The organism is Pseudomonas sp. 1, assembly GCF_056626735.1.
This window is the reverse complement of record NZ_JBWXMQ010000006.1, coordinates 95,982-113,654: the sequence shown is the minus strand read 5'-3', so window position 1 is coordinate 113,654 and position 17,673 is coordinate 95,982. Positions and strand designations below refer to the sequence as shown.

The 17,673-nt window shown below is 59.8% G+C and carries 19 protein-coding genes and 1 other RNA gene; 4 read left to right on the top strand and 16 right to left on the bottom strand.

Features of this window, described 5'->3' with window-relative positions:
• Window positions 1-2: 2 nt before the first annotated feature.
• The 9 genes from mraY to rsmI all read right to left on the bottom strand — a co-directional run bounded on the left by mraY (window position 3) and on the right by rsmI (window position 9,072).
• Complete coding sequence (mraY, locus tag AC1MDC_RS11030; RefSeq protein ID WP_085700838.1) at window positions 3-1,085, bottom strand: phospho-N-acetylmuramoyl-pentapeptide-transferase; 1,083 nt, start codon at window positions 1,083-1,085, stop codon at window positions 3-5.
• Window positions 1,085-2,452 (bottom strand): UDP-N-acetylmuramoyl-tripeptide--D-alanyl-D-alanine ligase, encoded by a 1,368-nt coding sequence (locus AC1MDC_RS11025; RefSeq protein ID WP_085701784.1) that lies wholly within the window; start codon window positions 2,450-2,452, stop codon window positions 1,085-1,087. The genes mraY and AC1MDC_RS11025 overlap by 1 nt, the downstream gene beginning before the upstream one ends.
• The gene (locus tag AC1MDC_RS11020; RefSeq protein WP_480392996.1) at window positions 2,445-3,908 is read right to left on the bottom strand and encodes a UDP-N-acetylmuramoyl-L-alanyl-D-glutamate--2,6-diaminopimelate ligase; all 1,464 of its coding nucleotides are present in this window, start codon (window positions 3,906-3,908) and stop codon (window positions 2,445-2,447) included. The genes AC1MDC_RS11025 and AC1MDC_RS11020 overlap by 8 nt, the downstream gene beginning before the upstream one ends.
• Window positions 3,908-5,647: a peptidoglycan D,D-transpeptidase FtsI family protein gene (locus AC1MDC_RS11015; RefSeq protein WP_170929795.1), complete on the bottom strand. Its 1,740-nt coding sequence runs from the start codon at window positions 5,645-5,647 to the stop codon at window positions 3,908-3,910. The genes AC1MDC_RS11020 and AC1MDC_RS11015 overlap by 1 nt, the downstream gene beginning before the upstream one ends.
• Window positions 5,647-5,940 carry a cell division protein FtsL gene (ftsL, locus tag AC1MDC_RS11010; RefSeq protein WP_085700842.1) on the bottom strand — a complete coding sequence of 98 codons (294 nt, stop codon included), beginning with the start codon at window positions 5,938-5,940 and terminating at the stop codon, window positions 5,647-5,649. The genes AC1MDC_RS11015 and ftsL overlap by 1 nt, the downstream gene beginning before the upstream one ends.
• Window positions 5,937-6,884: a 16S rRNA (cytosine(1402)-N(4))-methyltransferase RsmH gene (gene rsmH, locus AC1MDC_RS11005; RefSeq protein WP_085700843.1), complete on the bottom strand. Its 948-nt coding sequence runs from the start codon at window positions 6,882-6,884 to the stop codon at window positions 5,937-5,939. Before rsmH ends, ftsL begins: the two co-directional genes overlap by 4 nt.
• Window positions 6,881-7,336, bottom strand: coding sequence for a division/cell wall cluster transcriptional repressor MraZ (gene mraZ / locus AC1MDC_RS11000; protein WP_003205355.1), 456 nt, complete (start codon window positions 7,334-7,336; stop codon window positions 6,881-6,883). The genes rsmH and mraZ overlap by 4 nt, the downstream gene beginning before the upstream one ends.
• Window positions 7,337-7,739: 403 nt before the next feature.
• An RNA gene (gene rnpB / locus AC1MDC_RS10995) (RNase P RNA component class A) lies at window positions 7,740-8,093 on the bottom strand.
• 73 nt (window positions 8,094-8,166) lie between these two features.
• Window positions 8,167-9,072, bottom strand: a complete 906-nt coding sequence (gene rsmI / locus AC1MDC_RS10990; RefSeq protein WP_074690999.1) for a 16S rRNA (cytidine(1402)-2'-O)-methyltransferase — start codon at window positions 9,070-9,072, stop codon at window positions 8,167-8,169.
• A gap of 177 nt (window positions 9,073-9,249) precedes the next feature.
• Here rsmI and AC1MDC_RS10985 point away from each other — a divergent pair, with 177 nt between their 5' ends.
• The 4 genes from AC1MDC_RS10985 (at window position 9,250) to AC1MDC_RS10970 (ending at window position 12,694) form a co-directional block, all read left to right on the top strand.
• Complete coding sequence (locus tag AC1MDC_RS10985; RefSeq protein ID WP_085701786.1) at window positions 9,250-11,061, top strand: penicillin-binding protein activator; 1,812 nt, start codon at window positions 9,250-9,252, stop codon at window positions 11,059-11,061.
• Window positions 11,061-11,423 carry a YraN family protein gene (locus AC1MDC_RS10980; RefSeq protein WP_480392995.1) on the top strand — a complete coding sequence of 121 codons (363 nt, stop codon included), beginning with the start codon at window positions 11,061-11,063 and terminating at the stop codon, window positions 11,421-11,423. Before AC1MDC_RS10985 ends, AC1MDC_RS10980 begins: the two co-directional genes overlap by 1 nt.
• 102 nt (window positions 11,424-11,525) lie before the next feature.
• Window positions 11,526-12,119, top strand: coding sequence for a phosphoheptose isomerase (locus AC1MDC_RS10975; protein WP_007928463.1), 594 nt, complete (start codon window positions 11,526-11,528; stop codon window positions 12,117-12,119).
• On the top strand, window positions 12,116-12,694 hold the full coding sequence (locus AC1MDC_RS10970) for a BON domain-containing protein (RefSeq protein ID WP_085700847.1): 579 nt from the start codon (window positions 12,116-12,118) through the stop codon (window positions 12,692-12,694). Before AC1MDC_RS10975 ends, AC1MDC_RS10970 begins: the two co-directional genes overlap by 4 nt.
• A gap of 52 nt (window positions 12,695-12,746) precedes the next feature.
• Here the strand turns inward: AC1MDC_RS10970 and AC1MDC_RS10965 are convergent, their stop codons facing one another.
• The 7 genes from AC1MDC_RS10965 to rplM form a co-directional block, all read right to left on the bottom strand.
• A complete protein-coding gene (locus tag AC1MDC_RS10965) occupies window positions 12,747-13,160 on the bottom strand; it encodes a ClpXP protease specificity-enhancing factor (protein WP_085700848.1) in 414 nt (137 codons plus the stop codon).
• Window positions 13,161-13,176: 16 nt separating this feature from the next.
• Window positions 13,177-13,794 (bottom strand): glutathione S-transferase N-terminal domain-containing protein, encoded by a 618-nt coding sequence (locus AC1MDC_RS10960; protein WP_085700849.1) that lies wholly within the window; start codon window positions 13,792-13,794, stop codon window positions 13,177-13,179.
• A gap of 148 nt (window positions 13,795-13,942) precedes the next feature.
• Complete coding sequence (locus AC1MDC_RS10955; protein ID WP_085700850.1) at window positions 13,943-14,725, bottom strand: cytochrome c1; 783 nt, start codon at window positions 14,723-14,725, stop codon at window positions 13,943-13,945.
• Entirely contained in the window at window positions 14,725-15,936 is a 1,212-nt protein-coding gene (locus tag AC1MDC_RS10950) for a cytochrome b (protein ID WP_085684715.1), read from the bottom strand. The genes AC1MDC_RS10955 and AC1MDC_RS10950 overlap by 1 nt, the downstream gene beginning before the upstream one ends.
• Window positions 15,936-16,529, bottom strand: a complete 594-nt coding sequence (petA, locus tag AC1MDC_RS10945) for a ubiquinol-cytochrome c reductase iron-sulfur subunit (protein ID WP_041479967.1) — start codon at window positions 16,527-16,529, stop codon at window positions 15,936-15,938. Before petA ends, AC1MDC_RS10950 begins: the two co-directional genes overlap by 1 nt.
• Window positions 16,530-16,797: 268 nt before the next feature.
• Window positions 16,798-17,190: a 30S ribosomal protein S9 gene (gene rpsI, locus AC1MDC_RS10940; RefSeq protein WP_007956794.1), complete on the bottom strand. Its 393-nt coding sequence runs from the start codon at window positions 17,188-17,190 to the stop codon at window positions 16,798-16,800.
• Window positions 17,191-17,204: 14 nt separating this feature from the next.
• A complete protein-coding gene (gene rplM, locus AC1MDC_RS10935) occupies window positions 17,205-17,633 on the bottom strand; it encodes a 50S ribosomal protein L13 (RefSeq protein WP_003228062.1) in 429 nt (142 codons plus the stop codon).
• Window positions 17,634-17,673: the final 40 nt, after the last annotated feature.

Sequence of the window (17,673 nt, the reverse complement as noted above, 5' to 3'; positions counted from 1 at the left end):
TTCTACCTCAGCTTCAGGGTGGCAAGGCCGATCAGCACGAGAATCACGGTGATGATCCAGAAACGGACGATCACGCGCGGCTCGGGCCAGCCCTTGAGTTCAAAGTGGTGGTGAATCGGTGCCATGCGGAACACACGGCGACCGGTCAGCTTAAAGGACGCAACCTGAATGACGACTGACAGGGTTTCCATCACAAACACGCCGCCCATGATGAACAGGACGATTTCCTGACGGACGATCACCGCGATGGTGCCCAGGGCCGCGCCCAGCGCCAGTGCGCCGACGTCGCCCATGAAGACTTGCGCCGGGTAGGTGTTGAACCACAGAAAGCCCAGGCCGGCACCGATCAGCGCGCCGCAGAACACGATCAGCTCGCCTGCGCCCGGTACGTAAGGGATCAGCAGGTACTCAGCGAATTTCACGTTACCCGACAGGTAGCAGAAGATGCCCAGGCCGCCGCCGACCATCACTGTCGGCATGATCGCCAGACCGTCGAGGCCGTCGGTGAGGTTGACCGCGTTGCTCGAACCGACGATCACGAAGTACGTGAGCACGATGAAGCCTGCGCCCAGCGGAATGCTGTAGTCCTTGAGCATCGGCAGGATCAGGGTGGTTTCCACCGGCGTGGAGGCGGTCATATAAAGGAAGATCGCCGCGCCGAGGCCGAACACCGACTGCCAGAAATATTTCCAGCGACTCGGCAGACCACGGGAGTTCTTCTCGATCACCTTGCGATAGTCGTCGACCCAGCCGATGGCGCCGAACAGCAGAGTCACCAGCAACACGACCCACACGTAGCGGTTGCTCAGGTCGGCCCACAACAGGGTGCTGACACCGATCGAAGACAGAATCAGCGCGCCGCCCATGGTCGGCGTACCGGATTTGGACAGGTGCGATTGCGGGCCGTCGTTACGAACGGCCTGACCAATCTGACGGTTCTGCAGGGTGCGGATCATCCACGGGCCGTAGCACAGCGACAAGACCAGCGCGGTCAGCACACCGAGAATCCCGCGCAGGGTCAGGTACTGGAAGACCGCGAAGCCTTTGTAGAACTGTTGCAGATACTCCGCTAGCAGCAGCAGCATTAATGTTTCTCCAGACTGGACCCGCACAGGGCCGCAACGATGTTTTCCATCGCCGCGCTGCGCGAACCCTTGATCAAAATGGTGGTGTTTGTGTCCTGCTCGGCGTCGAGGGCCTGGATCAGTTCGGCCTGTGTGCCGAAGTGATGCGCCTGTTCGCCGAATGCGTTCACGGCGTGGATCATGTTCGGCCCGACGGCATAAAGCGCGGAAACCTTGCCCCGGGCGTACTCGCCCACGTCGCGGTGCCCCTGCTCCGCCCAGTCGCCCAACTCGCCGATATCCCCGAGCACCAGGACGGTGCGGCCGGAAAAGCCGGCGAGTATATCAACGGCCGCGCACATGGAGGTGGGGTTCGCGTTGTAAGTGTCGTCGATCACTCGCATGCCGTTTTTCGCCAGCTGCGCGACGGTGCGACCCTTGACCGGTTGTACCGCGCCAAGCCCCGTGGCGATGCCGAACAGCGACACGCCCAAGGCGTGCGCGGCAGCGGCGGCAGCCATGGCGTTGGCGACGTTATGGGTGCCGAGCAGGTTCAGTTGAACCCGTTCCACACCTTCAGGAGTGTGCAGGTTGAACGCCGGGCAGCCACGGGCATCGGTGGCCAGGTCGCTGGCGTAAAAATCCGCCTGAGAGTTGCTCAGAGCAAACGTCAGTACCTTGCGACCGGCAGCGCGGGTCTTCCAGATGCCAAACGCCTTGTCATCGAGGTTCAGCACCGCGACGCCATCGGCTGCCAGTCCTTCGATGATTTCGCCCTTGGCTTCAACGATTTTCTCCGGCCCGCCAAACTCGCCGACATGGGCGGTTCCGGCATTGTTGAGTATCGCCACGTGCGGCTTGGTCAGCCCTACGGTGTAAGCGATTTCACCCAGACGCGAAGCACCCAGTTCGATCACCGCCGCGCTGTGCTCCGGGGCGAGTTCGAGCAGGGTCAGCGGTACGCCGAGGTCGTTGTTCAGGTTGCCACGGGTCGCGTGTACCGAACCGCGCGTGCGCAGGATGCTCGCGAGCATTTCCTTGACTGTGGTCTTGCCACTGGAACCGGTAACGGCGGCGACCGGTTTGGTGAACGCGGCACGGTTCAGCGCACCCAATTGGCCGAGCGCCTGGCGGGTGTCCTTGACCAGCAACTGCGGCAGCGTGCTGTCGGCGACTTCGCGCTCGACCAATGCAGCAACGGCGCCTTTGGCAGCGACTTCATTCAAATAGTCATGACCGTCGAAACGCGGGCCGGTCAGGGCGATAAACAGTTGGCCGGCCTTGATCGCGCGGCTGTCGATGCTCACGCCGTCAAAACTGGCGTCGGCACTGATCAGACGGGCATCGAGCGCGTTGGTCAACTCGCTGAGTTTCAGGGCCTTAAGCATGGGCCACCTCCCACGCGGTCAAGGCGTGATCGGCCTCGACCAGATCCGAGAATGCATGGCGTTCGCCGTTGATTTCCTGATAGTCCTCGTGACCTTTGCCGGCCAGAACGATCACGTCATCCGCCGAAGCACCGGCGATCAGTTGCGCGATGGCCTGACCGCGACCGGCCACGAACGTCACCTTGTCCACAGCCGTGAAACCGGCGCGGATGTCATCAAAAATGACGGCTGGATCTTCGGTACGCGGATTGTCATCGGTCACCAGCACGCGGTCGGCCAGACGCTCGACCACTTCGGCCATCAGCGGACGCTTGCCGCGATCGCGATCACCGCCGCAGCCGAACAGGCACAACAATTGACCTTTGACGTGCGGACGCAATGCGGTCAGAACTTTTTCCAGGGCATCCGGCGTGTGGGCGTAATCGACCACCACCAGTGGCTGGGTGCCGCCGCCGAGACGCTGCATGCGTCCGGCCGGACCTTCGAGTTTCGGCAACACCTTGAGGATTTCGTCGAGCGCGTAGTCGAGACCGAGCAAGGCGCCGACGGCGGCCAGTACATTGCTCAGGTTGAAACGACCGAGCAGCGTGCTGCGCAGATGATGCTCGCCCTGTGGCGTCACCAGGGTGGCGCGCACGCCATGGTCGTCGAACTGCGCGTCACGCACATAGAGATAGGCACTGCTGTCGAGCAGGCTGTAAGTGATCAGCCGCGACTCGCGTTTTTCAGCGGCCAGTTGCCGGCCGAAATCGTCGTCAAGGTTGACCACGCGGCACTTCAGGTCATTCCAGGCGAACAGCCGGGCCTTGGCCTCGGCGTACGCTTCCATGGTGCCGTGGTAATCCAGGTGATCGCGGGACAGGTTGGTCATCACCGCGACGTCGAACGCCAGCGCGGTAACCCGGCCCTGATCCAGACCGTGGGACGAGACTTCCATGGCCACGGCTTTGGCGCCGGCCTTTTTCAGGTCGCCCAGAGTCGCTTGCATGGCAATCGGGTTCGGCGTGGTGTGCAGGCCGCTTTGCAGCGAGCCGTGGAAACCGGAGCCCAAGGTGCCGACGATGCCGCAATGCTGACCGAGCAGGTCCAGCGCCTGCGCCACCAACTGAGTCACGCTGGTCTTGCCGTTGGTGCCAGTGACGCCAATCAGATTCAGATGATGACTTGGCTCACCATAAAAACGCCCGGCGATGTCCGACAGCTGCGCAGCCAGGCCTTTGACCGGAATCAGCGGCACTTCGGTGATCGGCAGCACGGTGGCGCCTTCCACTTCATAAGCCACGGCAGCCGCGCCGCGCTGCAAGGCGTCGGCGATGTGCGCACGACCGTCGAACTTGCCGCCCGGCACCGCGAGGAACAGGTCACCCGCGCGCACGTTGCGACTGTCGAGCGCCAGTTCACGGATCAACAGATCGTGGCCGGCGTGGGGAAAAATCTTGTTCAGACTCAGAGACATCAGCCGCGCCCTCCATTGGCTTTCAGCGGAACGGCCGGGGTGGCGTTGGCCTGTTGTGTCGTCGGCAGGTTGTCCGGAGTGACGTTCATCAGGCGCAGGGTGCCCGACATCACGCGACTGAACACCGGTGCCGAGACCAGACCACCGAAGTAACCAGCCTTGGTCGGTTCATCGATCACCACGACGATTGCATAACGTGGATCGCTCATCGGGCCGAAGCCGGCGAACAGCGAGCGGTAAGAGTTTTCGGCGTAGCCCTTGGTACCGACCGATGTCTTACGCGCGGTACCGGACTTGCCGCCCACGTGATAGGCCGGCACCTGCGCACGGAACACCCCGCGCGGGGCTTCGATCACTTGTTGCAGCATGCCTTGCATGGTTTTGGCGACGGCTTCCGGCAGCACCTGGGTGGTCTGCGGCGCCTTGTCGGTTTTGATCAGGGTCAGCGGTGCGAGACGACCGTTGTTGGCCAACGCCGAGAACGCGTGCACCAGTTGAATCGCGGTCACCGAAATACCGTAGCCGTACGACAGCGTTGCAGTCTCGGCCTTGCGCCACTCGCGGTAGTTCGGCAGGTTGCCGACACGCTCGCCCGGGAAGCCGAGGCCGGTGTCCTGGCCGAGGCCGACTTTCTGTGCGAGGCGGAAAATGGTTTCGCCGCCGATATCGAACGCGACCTTGCTCATGCCGACGTTACTGGAATTGATCAGAATACCGGTCAGGTCGAGTACCGGACCTTCGGTTTTCGATACGTCCTTGATCGTGTATTTACCGATCTGCAGGGAGCCTGGATACACCTCGACGGTGTCGCTCGGTTTCCAGCGGCCGGTTTCGATCGCGGCGCTCATCGAGATCGCTTTCATGGTCGAACCGGGTTCGAACACGTCGATCATTGCGCGGTTACGCATCATCGCCGGTTGCAGGTTGCGACGGTTGTTCGGGTTATAGGTCGGCTGGTTGACCATGGCGAGGATCTCGCCGGTCTTCACGTCCATGATCACCAGACTGCCGGCCTTAGCGCCGTTCTCGATGATCGCGTTGCGTAGCTCGCGGTTGGCCAGATATTGCAGACGCAGGTCAATCGACAACGCCAAGGGCTTGCCGGCCTTGGCGTTTTTGGTGACCTGGACATCCTTGATCAGCCGTCCGCGCCGATCCTTGATGACTTGCCGCTTGCCGGGCACGCCGGCCAGCCATTCATCGTAGGCCAGCTCGACGCCTTCACGACCGTGGTCATCGATGTCGGTGAACCCGACCATGTGCGCCGTCACTTCACCGGCCGGGTAGAACCGGCGGAATTCTTCGATGCCGTAGACGCCCGGCACTTTCAGGTCGAGTACGGCCTGGCCCTGCTCAGGGGTCAACCCGCGCACCAGATAAATGAATTCTTTGTTGGCCTGTGCTTCAAGACGTTCGGCCAGTGCTTTAGGATCCTGCCCCAGCGCCGCAGCGAGTGCCGGCCACTTCTCTTTGGCCAGCTGCATTTCCTTGGCGTTCGCCCACAGGGTGGTCACCGGCGTACTGACGGCCAGCGGCTCGCCGTTACGGTCGGTGATCAGACCACGGTGCGCCGGAATCGGGATATGACGAACGCTGCGCGCATCGCCCTGGCCCTTGAGGAAGTCGCGGTCGACCACTTGCAGGTCGATGATGCGCCAGCAGATCGCGGCCACCATCATACCCAGCAGACCGACCACCAGACGGAAGCGCCACGGGAAGAGTGCCCCTTCGAGCTTCATCATGGCGCCACCATCTTCACGTCAGCTGCGCCGGGGATGTGCATCTTCAGTTGTTCGGTAGCCAGCACTTCGATCCGGCTATGGGCGGTCCAGGTGCTTTGCTCCAGAATCAGGCGCCCCCACTCGGCCTGCGCCTTGTCGCGCACGCTCAGCTCGTTGTAAAGGGTGTTGAGCAATTGCCGGTTCCAGTGGGCGCTGTAAGACACGCCGATGGCCGACACCAGCACGCCGATGAATAACAGCAGCATCAAAAAGCTGCCGCCGGGCAATGGCTTGGCGAAAAGCTTGCTCACCGCAATTTCTCCGCGACGCGCATGACGGCGCTACGGGAACGTGGGTTGGCTTTGAGTTCGGCGTCGGAGGCCGTCTGCGCTTTGCCATGGACTTTGATTTTCGGTTCGAACGCAACGTGGCGAACCGGCAGGTTGCGCGGCAAGTTGTCGGCTTCGCCTTTCACCAGCTTGCGCATGAACAGTTTGACGATACGGTCTTCCAGCGAGTGGAAGCTGATTACGACCAGACGACCGCCCACTTCCAGGCATTCGAGCGCGGCTTCGAGGCCCGCTTCCAGATCGCCCAGTTCGTTGTTGACGTGAATGCGCAGGCCCTGGAAAGCGCGGGTTGCCGGGTTCTTGCCCTTTTCCCACGCCGGGTTGGCGACTTTCAGGACTTCAGCCAGATCGGCGGTGCGCTCGAACGGCGTGATGTCACGACGCTCGGCCACGGCACGGGCCATGCGACCGGAGAAACGTTCTTCGCCGTATTCCTTGAAGACACGGGCGATTTCTTCCACCGGCGCGGTATTGACGAACTCGGCGGCGCTGATGCCACGGGACGGATCCATGCGCATGTCCAGCGGGCCGTCGTTGAGGAAACTGAAGCCGCGCTCGGCATCATCGAGCTGAGGCGAAGACACGCCCAGATCCAACAGAATGCCGCTGACCTTGCCTGTAAGCCCCTGTTCGGCAACCACCGAGCCGAGCTCGGCAAAGCTGCGTTGCACAACGACAAAGCGGCCGTCTTCGGCCGCTAGCGTTTGCCCGGTGGCAATCGCTTGAGGATCCTTGTCGAATCCGATGAGCCGACCATCCGGCCCGAGCTTGCTCAGGATCAACCGGCTGTGCCCGCCGCGTCCGAACGTGCCGTCCAGATAGCAGCCATCAGGACGTACGGCGAGAGCCTCGACGGCTTCGTCAAGCAGTACGGTGATGTGGTTGAAGCCGCTATCAATAGTCACAGGATCAGATCACGCAGTTCGTCAGGCATGGCGCCCGGTTGTTGTATGGCAGCCAGGTCAGCGGCAGAAACCGCGTTCCAGGCATCTTCGTCCCACAGTTGGAACTTGTTCAGTTGGCCCACCAGCATTGCGCGCTTGTCGAGCTTCGCGTATTCGCGCAGACGCGGCGGCACCAGGAAACGACCACTGCCGTCGAGCTCGAGGTCAACGGCATTACCAATCAATAAACGTTGCAGACGACGGTTCTCTTCGCGAAGAGAAGGAAGCGCGCGCAACTTGGTTTCAATAATTTCCCACTCATCGAGCGGGTAGACACACAAACACGGATCAACGGCATCAATGGTCACGATCAACTGGCCGGAGCTGCGCGAAACGAGCTCGTCACGGTACCGGCTCGGCATGGCGAGACGGCCCTTTGCGTCGAGACTGATAGCGTTAGCTCCGCGAAACACGTCAGCGTTTCTCCAATTTTTATCGTTTTGAGCTCAAAAAACCCACTTCATGCCACTTTCCGCCACTTGCGCACACTATAGGAATGCGCCCACCACACCGTCAAGGCGCGGATTAAAGGAAAACCCTTACAGAACGGAGATTTAGGAGCATAAAAGGAGGAGCAACGAGAATCTGGCGGATGCTTTTATCCAATAACTTGAAGCAGCACTGAAAGCTGCGCTCGAAAGTTAAAGTAATTTGTTAAGAGTAAGATTTTTTCGGTATTACAAAAGCGCTTCTGCTGTTGATTGAAGCAAGGTGGGAAATGGCTATTACTGCGTTTGCCGTTGCCGGATTTCCAGCGCAGGCCTGCTGATAATAAACAGCCCTGTCGCCTTTAATTCAAGCAGGGAAAAGAAAAAGGTGGAGAGTCGATCTGTAAGCCGGGTTCTGTCTTGAACAGTCATTCGTCTACGATGGCCATCACTGGACATCTTTAGCAACCTACCCGGTCCCAGCGCGGGCCACGCCTTGGGACCCTATTTGGTCTTGCTCCAAGTGGGGTTTACCTAGCCACGAACTGTTGCCAGACGTGCGGTGCGCTCTTACCGCACCTTTTCACCCTTACCGGCGCCGAAGCGCTTAGGCGGTTATTTTCTGTGGCACTTTCCGTAGGCTCACGCCTCCCAGGCATTACCTGGCACTTCGCCCTATGGAGCCCGGACTTTCCTCCCCCCTCTAATTTTCATAGAGGGCAGCGACTGTCCGATCGACTCTCCGCCGCGCAGGTTAACGGCAGAGCGGCCGAAGAACAAGCGCTAATAGCCCGCAAACCGGTCTGCGCGACGGGTTACGCGTCTTTTTGCTGGTCCAGCGCCACCTGATACAGCACGTTTTTGCGCTCACCGGTGATTTGCGCTGCCAGAGCCGCCGCACGCTTGAGCGGCATCTCTTCCAGCAACAGATTGAGGATGCGCATCGCCTCGCTGCTGACGGCGTCTTCGGATTCCGGCGCGGTCCAGCCCGCCACCACCACGACGCATTCGCCACGCTGCTGATTGCTGTCGGCCTCGACGAATGCCCGCAACTCACTCAGCGGCAATCCCTTGAGTGTTTCAAAGGTCTTGGTGATTTCACGAGCGAGCAATGCCGGACGATCAGCGCCGAATACCGCCTCCATATCCTGCAGGCACTCCAGAATACGATGCGGCGCCTCGTAGAAAATCAGTGTGCGCGGTTCTTCCTTGATAGCTTCCAGGCGCGCTTTGCGCCCTACGGCCTTGGCCGGAAGAAAGCCTTCGAAGATGAAACGGTCGGACGGAAGGCCGGCAGCCGATAACGCTGCGATCAACGCGCACGCGCCCGGCACCGGCACCACATTGATCCCGGCGGCACGCGCCTGACGCACCAGGTGATAACCCGGATCGGAAATCAGCGGCGTACCGGCGTCGGAAATCAGCGCGACGTTGTCACCCGCCAGCAGACGAGTAATAAAGCGACTGCCTTCATCCCGCTCGTTGTGCTCGTGGCAGGCTGCAAGCGGAGTGGAGATGCCGAAGTGCTGCATCAGACGCTGGGAATGGCGCGTATCTTCCGCAGCAATCAGTGCCACCTCGCGCAGGATCTTCAACGCCCGGGCGCTGATGTCATCCAGGTTGCCGATGGGCGTCGCCACCACATAAAGCGAGCCCGCAGCGGAATTCAAAGGACCTGGAGCAGTCAAAGCGCACACCTCATGATCGGTAAAAGCCGCCATTGTAGCGCGTCGTGCGCCGGACGATGCGTCCGGGTCGGACACGGTTTGTCGCACCATTGTGAGGCTGCGCACTCTTTGTATCAGCTAAATTCACGGTTTCACGCCAGTAACATCGCGCCCCGGCCAGTGCTTGGGTACAATTCGACGCTAATTTGATCGAGTATTAGGAACACTTACATGATCGCTTGCCTGCGGCTGTTCACTGCCCTCTGCCTCGCTGCCTTGCTGGCGGCTTGCGCCAGCTCCCCTTCCTCCAGCCTTGGCGAACTTCCACGGACCCCGGATGCCACCATCGAGCAACTGCTCGAACAGGCTGCCCAGGCCAAATCGCCGGACAAGGCTGCGCTGCTGCGCCTGAGTGCCGCAGACATGGCCTACCGTCAGGGCAATGCCGGACAGTCCGCGCAAATCCTGCAGCAAGTACCGATGGATCAACTCCAGCCTGGCCAGCAGGCGTTCGCCAGCACGCTGTCAGCTGAACTGGCCATGACCCGTAACCAGCCGAAAGCCGCGCTGACTGCCCTGAGCCATCCAAGCCTGCAACGCCTGAGCGAAATGTCCGTACCGCTGCAAGTTCGCGCCGGCACCGTTCACGCCCGCGCCCTTGAGGCCGACGGCCAGACTCTGGCCGCCGCCCGCGAGCGCATCTTCATCGCGCCGATGCTGGAGGGCGAAGCCGCCAGCAAGAACCACGAGGCGATCTGGACCCTGATCGCATCGCTGCCGGCCGATCAACTGCAAGCGAACACCACCGATGATCTCGGTGGCTGGATGAGCCTGGCCCTGGCAGTGAAAACCGCCGGCACTCTGGAACAACAGCAAGCCGCCATCGACAACTGGCGCAACCAGCATCCAAAACACCCGGCCGCGATCAATCTGCCTCTACCCCTGACCAAACTCAAGGAGCTGGCCAGCCAGCCCCTGAGCAAGATCGCCCTGCTGCTGCCACAGGACGGCCAACTGGCCTCGGTCGGCAAGGCCCTGCGTGACGGCTTCATGGCTGCGCACTACCAGGCTCAGCAAGCCGGCCAGAAACCACCAGCCATCGAGTTCTATGACAGCTCGAAGCTGACCAACCTCGACGAGTTCTACCGCAAGGCCCAGGCCGATGGCGTGCAACTGGTCGTCGGCCCGCTGGAGAAGCCGCTGGTCAAACAGTTGAGCACCCGTCCGCAACTGCCGATCACCACCCTCGCCCTGAACTACAGCGAAGGCGATCAAGGCCCGGCGCAATTGTTCCAGTTCGGCCTGGCCGCTGAGGACGAAGCCCGCGAAGTCTCCCGCCGCGCCCGTGCCGACGGCCTGCATCGCGCCGCCATCATGGTGCCGAAAGGCGAATGGGGCGACCGCGTTCTGCGTGCCTTCAGCCAGGACTGGCAGGCCAACGGCGGCAGCATCGTCGCCACCGAACGTGTCGACCAGCCGGTGCAACTGGCCCAGCAGATCGCCGACATGTTCCAGCTGCGTCAGAGCGAAGCCCGCGCCAAGAGCCTGCAGAACGCTGCCGGCACCAACGTTGCCGCCCAGCCTTCGCGTCGCCAGGACATCGAATTCATCTTCCTCGCCGCCACCCCGCAGCAGGCGCAGCAGATCAAGCCGACCCTGAACTTCCAGTACGCGGGTGACGTGCCGGTCTATGCAACCTCCCACGTGTTCAGCGCCAGCGGTGATGTCAACCAGTACAACGACATGAACGGCGTGCGCTTCTGCGAAACCCCATGGCTGCTGGAAACCAGCGACCCGCTGCGTCAGCAGGTCACCGCGCAATGGCCACAAGCCGCCGGCAGCCTCGGCCGTCTTTATGCGATGGGCGTCGATGCCTATCGCTTGGCGCCGCGCCTGGATCAGCTCAAGGCACTGCCGGACAGCCGCATCGAAGGTCAGTCGGGCAGCCTGGGCATGACCCAGTCCCAACGCGTCGTACGTCAGTTGCCATGGGCGCAGTTTGTCAGCGGCCAGATCCAGCGCCTGCCGGACACTCCACGCTGATGCCCGACAGGTCACACCTGCAAAGCGGCAAGGATGCCGAGCGCCAGGCGTTCGAGCATCTGCAGTGCCAGGGTCTGCGCCTTCTGGCGCAGAACTGGTCATGCAAACGCGGTGAGCTTGATCTGGTCATGCTTGATGGCGATACAGTAGTATTCGTCGAGGTTCGTTACCGAAAGAACACTCAATGGGGCGGCGCACTCGACAGCATCGATGGGCGCAAACGGCAGAAACTGATTTTCGCCGCGCAGTTTTTTCTTCAGCGCGAGTCGCGTTGGGCCAATTCCCCCTGCCGCTTCGACGTGGTGGCCATCGACAGCCACCAGGGTCAGCTGAACTGGTTGCAGAATGCGTTCGACAGTTGAGCGCCTGCTCCGACCCGGACATTTTCACTCAACACTTTTGCTCTTTGCTTTGCGGGCTGCACATTCACGTGCCGGACAGCCGCGCTAATTAAGGTCACACAGATGGACATGCAATCCCGAATTCGCCAGCTTTTCCAGGCCAGCATCGACACCAAGCAACAGGCGATGGACGTACTTGCACCGCACATCGAGCAAGCCAGCCAGGTGATGGTCAACGCCCTGCTCAACGAGGGCAAAATGCTCTCGTGCGGCAACGGCGGCTCGGCCGGCGATGCCCAGCACTTTTCTTCGGAGCTGCTCAACCGTTTCGAACGTGAACGCCCCAGCCTGCCGGCGATCGCGCTGACCACCGACAGCTCGACCATCACCTCGATCGCCAACGACTACAGCTACAACGAAGTGTTCTCCAAGCAAATCCGCGCACTCGGCCAGCCGGGTGACGTGCTGCTGGCCATTTCGACCAGCGGCAACTCGGCGAACATTATTCAGGCGATCCAGGCCGCACATGATCGCGAAATGATTGTCGTAGCATTGACCGGACGCGACGGCGGCGGCATGGCTTCGCTGCTGCTGCCCGAAGACGTCGAGATTCGCGTACCGGCCAACGTCACCGCACGTATTCAGGAAGTCCACTTGCTGGCGATCCATTGCCTTTGCGATCTGATCGACAGCCAACTGTTCGGGAGTGAAGAATGACCCCTAATCGCCTTGGCCTTCTGGCCTTGACCCTGTGCCTCGGCATCAGCGGCTGCACGTCGGTGGTGAATGCCAGCCGTGAAGCGCCGATCGAAGACGACCGTGGTACCCGCACATTCGGCAGCAAGATCGATGACTCGCTGATCGAAACCAAAGTCGGCGTCAACGTGGCCAAGGCCGATCCGGCCCTGGACAACGACTCGCACATTGTCGTCACCAGTTTCAACGGCGTCGTGCTGCTGGCCGGCCAGACCCCACGCGCAGACCTCAAGGAAAAGGCCGAACAAGCCGCTGCCAACGTTCAGCGCGTGAAAAAGGTCCATAACGAATTGCAAGTAATCCCCCCTTCCGGCTTCATTGCCCGCCAGAACGATTCGTGGCTGACCACCAAGATCAAGACCCAGATGCTCACCGATGCCAGCATTCCCGGCTCGCGCATCAAGGTCGTGACCGAGAACGGTATCGTCTATCTGCTGGGCCTGCTGACCAAACAGGAAGCCGCTCAGGCGACCAACCTGGTTCAGGGTGTTTCCGGTGTGCAGAAGATTGTGAAGCTGTTCGAGTACATCGACTGAACCGCAAAATGCAGGCACAAAAAAAGGCGATCCAACTGGATCGCCTTTTTTATTACTTCACCACTTTCAGGCTTGGCCGGCCGCTTGGGCGCGGTGGCTCGCTGTCCGGTGGAGGAACATCGTCATCCTGCTCGATCTCGTCTCCGTCATCCATCGGCGACTCCAGATCGAACACCATGCCCTGACCGTTTTCCCGGGCGTAGATCCCCAGGATTGCAGCAATCGGCACATAAAGGCTGTGCGGGACGCCGCCGAAGCGACCTTCAAAGGTCACAACGTCGTTGTCCATGTGCAAGTGCCGCACGGCACTTGGCGAAATGTTCAGGACAATTTGCCCGTCGCTGGCAAAACCCTGTGGCACCTGCACTGCCGGGTACTCGGAATTGACCAGCATGTGCGGGGTGCAATCGTTATCCACAATCCACTCGTAGAGCGCGCGGACCAGATAAGGTCGACTGGAGTTCATAGCGGCTCCTTAAGCCTTAGCGCATGTCGCGTTCGACACCAGACAGACTCGCCTGGAAAGCCTCACGCGCAAACTGACGCTCCATATAATCAAGCAGCGGCTTGGCCTGCCGCGGCAGTTCTATACCCAGAATCGGTAAACGCCAGAGTATTGGCAATAGGCAGCAATCCACCAGACTTTGTTCCTCACTGAGGAAAAACGGCTTGTCGGCAAACAGCGGCGACACGCCCGTCAGGCTTTCGCGCAATTCCTTGCGCGCCACGGCACGAGCCGCTTCCTTGGTGCGCGAATCCAGAATCAGATCCACCAGACCACACCAGTCGCGCTGAATGCGGTGAATCAGCAGACGGCTGTTGGCACGCGCCACCGGGTACACAGGCATCAATGGCGGATGCGGGTAACGCTCATCCAGGTACTCCATCACCACGGTCGACTCCCACAACGCCAAGTCACGATCGACCAGCGTGGGCAGACTGCCGTAAGGGTTCACTTCAATCAGTTTAGGCGGCTGACGACCAGCCTCCACAAAAATGATTTCGGCGCTGACACCCTTCTCTGCAAGCACGATGCGCACTCGGTGGGAATAGTGGTCGGCGGGGTCGGAGTAACAGGCCAACCGATTGGTCACGCCCATGGCGATCCTCCTCGCTTGTTGAAATGGTCGGAGCCGGAAAAACGCGCGCGCCCAGAGGGCGCCTCCCGCAACGGCCGGCGAACCAGGCGTTGCGTTTTCAGAGGCGCCCTTGGGCGCGCGCGATTAACAGCAATTGCTTGAAGCGTTATCAGTGCACGTCTTTCCAGTATTCACGCTTGAGCAGGTAGGCGAACACAAAGAAGAACGCCAGGTACAGCAAGACGTAAGTACCGATGCGCTGATGTTGCAGCTTAACCGGGTTAGCCGAGTAAGCCAGGAAGGTTACCAGATTCTTGACCTTCTCATCGAACTGCTCTTCGTTGAGGGTTCCGGTTTTCGGCACGATGGTCAGTTGATCGCACGCTTCATGAGTCAGAGGCGTACCGGTCAGCGGGTCATATTGTTTCTTGCCGTCTTCGACGATCTGTACCTGTTTGCAACCCACAACCTGACGACCTTGCAGGCCGACCAGCACGTTAGGCATGCCGACGTTCGGGAAGACCTTGTTGTTCACGCCCCATGGACGCGCAGGATCTTCGTAGAACGACCTGAGGTAACCGTAGAGCCAGTCGGTGCCGCGAACACGAGCCACCAGGGTCAGGTCAGGCGGCGCTGCGCCGAACCAGGTCTTGGCGTCGGCCGGCTGCATGCCGATGTTCATGTGATCGCCGATCTTGGCGCCGGTGAACACCAGTTTTTCCAGCATCAGTTCGTGCGGGATTCCGAGGTCATCGGCCACACGCTCGTAACGCTGGAACTTGGCACTGTGGCAACCCATGCAATAGTTGGCGAAAGTACGCGCACCATCCTGCAGGGCAGCCTTGTCGGAAACGTCGATGTCGACCTTTTCCAGTTCCGGACCACCGTGTTCGGCGGCAAAGGACAGCACTGGCAGAGCAGCAAAAATCAGAGCAAAAAATAACTTTTTCATCAGCCAGTCACCCTTTCCGGAACCGGTTTGGTCTTCTCGAGCCTGGTGTAGAACGGCATCAGAATGAAGTAGGCGAAGTACAGGAAGGTGCAGACCTGCGACAACAGCGTACGGCCTGGCGTCGGGGCCAGAACGCCCAGAATGCCGAGGATCACGAACGAAATGCAGAACACCACCAGCCAGATTTTGCTCATCCAGCCTTTGTAGCGCATCGACTTGACCGGACTGCGGTCGAGCCACGGCAGAACGAACAGCACCGCAATCGCTGCGCCCATGGCGATAACGCCCATGAGCTTGTCAGGGACCGCACGCAAGATTGCGTAGAACGGTGTGAAGTACCAGACCGGTGCAATGTGCTCAGGCGTCTTGAACGGGTTGGCTTGCTCGAAGTTAGGTTTTTCGAGGAAGTAGCCGCCCATTTCCGGGAAGAAGAACACAATGAAGCAGAAGATAAACAGGAACACCACAACGCCGACGATATCTTTCACGGTGTAGTACGGGTGGAAGGCGATGCCGTCCAGCGGAACACCGTTTTCGTCCTTGTGTTTCTTGATGTCCACGCCGTCCGGGTTGTTCGAACCGACTTCGTGCAACGCCAGGATGTGCAGCACCACCAGACCGAGAATCACGATCGGCAGGGCAACCACGTGCAGGGCGAAGAAGCGGTTCAAGGTGATCCCGGAAATCAGGTAGTCACCACGGATCCACTGGGTCAGGTCGTTGCCGATGACCGGGATCGCGCCGAACAGCGAGATGATCACTTGGGCACCCCAGTAGGACATCTGGCCCCACGGCAGCAGGTAACCCATGAAGGCTTCGGCCATCAGCGCCAGATAGATCAGCATGCCGAAGACCCACACCAGCTCACGGGGTTTCTGGTACGAACCGTAGAGCAGACCACGGAACATGTGCAGATAGACCACGATGAAGAACGCCGAAGCGCCGGTGGAGTGCAGCAGACGCAGGATCGAACCGTACTCGACGTCGCGCATGATGTATTCGACAGAAGCGAACGCTTCTTCCGCCGATGGGGTGTAGCTCATGGTCAGCCAGACACCGGTGACGATCTGGTTGACCAGAACGAGCAGCGCCAGCGAGCCGAAGAAGTAGAAGAAGTTGAAGTTTTTTGGAGCGTAATATTTGCTGAGATGGTCTTCCCACATTTTGGTGGCGGGGAAGCGCGCATCAACCCAATCCATGAACTTGCTCATCACGCTTTCTCCGTATCGACGCCAATGACAATCAGCTCATCGGTCTCATAGGAATGCGGGGGTACTGGCAGGTTCAAAGGCGCAGGTTGCGACTTGTAGACGCGGCCAGCCAGATCGTAGTGGGAACCGTGGCAAGGGCAGAAATAGCCGCCTACCCAGTCTTTGCCCAGATCCGCGGGTGCAACTTCGGGACGGAAGGTCGGTGAGCAACCCAGGTGAGTACAGATCCCGATCAGCAGGAGGATTTCCGGCTTGATCGATCGCACTTCTGGGTCGACATAAGTGGGTTGCGTGGAGTTTTTGGAGGTCGGATCGGAGAGCTGGCCCTCGATCTTTTTGAGATTCCCCAGGATTTCCTCGGTACGGCGGACAATGAACACCGGCTGGCCGCGCCATTCAGCAATCATCTGCTGCCCTGGCTCGATTTTGCTGACATTCACTTTCACCGGTGCTCCGGCAGCCTTCGCCTTGGCACTGGGAAACCATGACCCCACGAACGGGACCGCAGCCCCCACCGCTCCTGCAGCACCCACCACGGATGTGGCTGCTACCAAGAAGCGACGCCGGCCTGCATTCACGCCGTCATTGCTCATTCAGTCCTCTCCCATCAGCTTTGTGGCCTGTTAAATCAGGCATCTACTAAATTGAAACTATGTACTTATAAAAATTTTGCCGAATGGTAATGAAAACCCCCAATTCTGACAAGGTAATTACCCGGAGGGCTGGCCCTCAAGCCTTGTAGTATAGGGGGTCTACGAATGTGGCAAGTTGTCACAGCGCAATTATTCAAGAAATCGCACGCATAAAAAAACGCCCGGTTCCGTGAGGAATCGGGCGTTCTTTTTGAACGTGGAAGCGAAATTAACGCTTCGAGTACTGCGGACGCTTACGCGCTTTACGCAGACCAACTTTCTTACGTTCAACTTCACGGGCGTCGCGAGTAACGAAACCAGCTTTGCGCAGAGCGCTACGCAGGGTTTCGTCGTAGTCCATCAGAGCGCGAGTGATGCCGTGGCGGATTGCGCCAGCCTGACCACTTACACCACCACCGATGACAGTGACGTAGATGTCGAACTTCTCGACAGTTTCAGTCAGTTCCAGCGGCTGACGAACTACCATGCGGGCAGTTTCGCGACCGAAGAACGTGTCCAGGGAGCGGTTGTTGATGGAGATGTTACCAGTACCCGGACGCAGGAAAACGCGTGCGGTTGCGGTCTTGCGACGGCCAGTGCCGTAATTTTGAGTCGCCGACATAATGAACTATTCCGTTAAATCTTCAGTTCTTGGGGCTGCTGAGCAGTATGAGGGTGTGCAGCGCCCGCATAGACTTTCAGCTTACGGTACATGTCGCGACCCAGTGGGTTTTTAGGCAGCATGCCTTTAACCGCGGTCTCGATCACGCGCTCAGGGGCCTTGGCGATCAGCTTTTCAAAGTTGATCGACTTGATACCGCCCGGGAAACCGGAGTGGGAGTAGTACATTTTGTCAGTGGTTTTAGCGCCGGTAACACGGATCTGCTCGGCGTTGATTACGACGATGTAGTCGCCGGTGTCAACGTGAGGAGTGTACTCAGGCTTGTGCTTGCCACGCAGACGGCTCGCGATTTCGGTGGCCAGACGACCCAGGGTCTGACCAGCAGCGTCGACGACAAACCAGTCGCGCTTTACTGTTTCCGGTTTAGCAGTAAAAGTTTTCATTCTTTATAGCCTCAGGGGCCGCCTGTAAATAAGACGGCGG